Below are 1,339 nucleotides of genomic sequence, written 5' to 3'. Positions count from 1 at the left end.
TGAAATGGACCCGCAGAGCGGGACCGCTTGAACCGGTTTGCTAGTTGGAAACTGACCGCTCCTGATCCCTTTCTATCACGCTGCCAGAGACTCTGTCTGCTGCAGTTGCTGTGGGCATGTGGTCAACGCGTCAGCGTTGTCCACCATGTCCACAGTCTTCGCGGCCTGCATCCGTTCGCGCCAGACCGCCATTGGCGTGCGATAGCCGTGCGCCTGATGAAGGCGGCGATCGTTGTAGAAGGCTATCCAGCTCGCGATCCCTGCTTTGGCCTCGCGGCCGTCGGCATAGCCCTTGAGATAGATGTCCTCATGCTTGAGCGACCGCCACAGCCGCTCGATGAAGAGACGTTGTCCATCCAACGACCGCGGCCATCCATGGAGATCTTGATGTTTGCGGCCGCCAGCGCGGTGGTGAAGGGCACGCTGGTGAACTGGCTGCCCTGGTCGGTGTTGAAGATCTCCGGCGTGCCGTACGTCGCCAGCGCCTCGTCCAGAGCCGCCACGCAGAACGAGACGTCCATCGTGTTCGACAACCGCCACGCCAGAACCGCACGGCTCGCCCAGTCGATGATGGCGACGAGATAGAGAAAGCCGCGGCCGATGGGCAGATACGTGATGTCGGCCGCCCACACCTGGTTCGGCCGGTCGATCGTCATGTTGCGCAGCAGATAGGGATAGATCTTGTGGCCCGGCGCCGGCTTTGTCGTGTTCGGCTTCGGTCCCAGCGCCGCTATGCCCATCTTGCGCATCAACCGCTGCACGCGCTTGCGATTGACCGGAAGCCCCTCAGCCTTCAGCATCGCGGTCATTCGCCGCGAGCCCAGGAACGGCCAGGCGGTGAACAACTCGTCGAGGCGCCGCATCAGGGCAAGGTCGTTGTCGTTGGCTGGCCGTGGCGGCCGGTAGACCCCAGAGCGCGCGATGCCAAGCAACATGCATTGCCGGCGGATCGACAGCGCCTTATTGGCGCGATCGAGCATTCCTCGACGGTCCGGGGTGCTCATCTTCCGGACCTCCGCGCTAAAAAATCGTGCTCCAATCTTGGCGTGCAGCTTCTCGATCTCGCGTTCGCGAGCGTCCTCGCTCTCCCGCCCGACACCCGCGTCAAAGGCCCGGGCCGCCTGGTCCAGCAGTTGCTTCTTCCAGGCATAGATCTGGTTCGGGTGAACCTCATAGCGCTGGGCCAGATCGGCCACCGTCGCCTGCTCCCGCACGGCTTCCAGAGCGATCTTTGCCTTCAGTGCCGCGTCGATCTTGCGTCTCGTCTTCGTCGTCATCATGCGCTCCGTCTATCAAACGGAGCAGCCCCTTCCAACTAAGCACGTGGTCCCAAAATCGG

At 62.7% G+C, this 1,339-nt stretch carries 1 protein-coding gene; it reads right to left on the bottom strand.

Features of this window, described 5'->3' with window-relative positions; genetic code table 11:
* Window positions 1–75: 75 nt before the first annotated feature.
* Window positions 76–1,277, bottom strand: a protein-coding gene (locus IVA82_RS40550; protein ID WP_247493868.1) for an IS3 family transposase whose coding sequence is annotated in 2 segments (ribosomal slippage) — window positions 76–342 and window positions 345–1,277 — 1,200 coding nt in all. Because the reading frame shifts where the segments join, the coding sequence is not laid out codon by codon here.
* Window positions 1,278–1,339 lie beyond the last annotated feature (62 nt).

The organism is Bradyrhizobium sp. 142 (genome assembly GCF_023074015.1).
Classification (GTDB): Bacteria; Pseudomonadota; Alphaproteobacteria; order Rhizobiales; family Xanthobacteraceae; genus Bradyrhizobium.
Note: the sequence above shows the minus strand (reverse complement) of the source record. Positions and strands in the feature narration are given on the sequence as shown.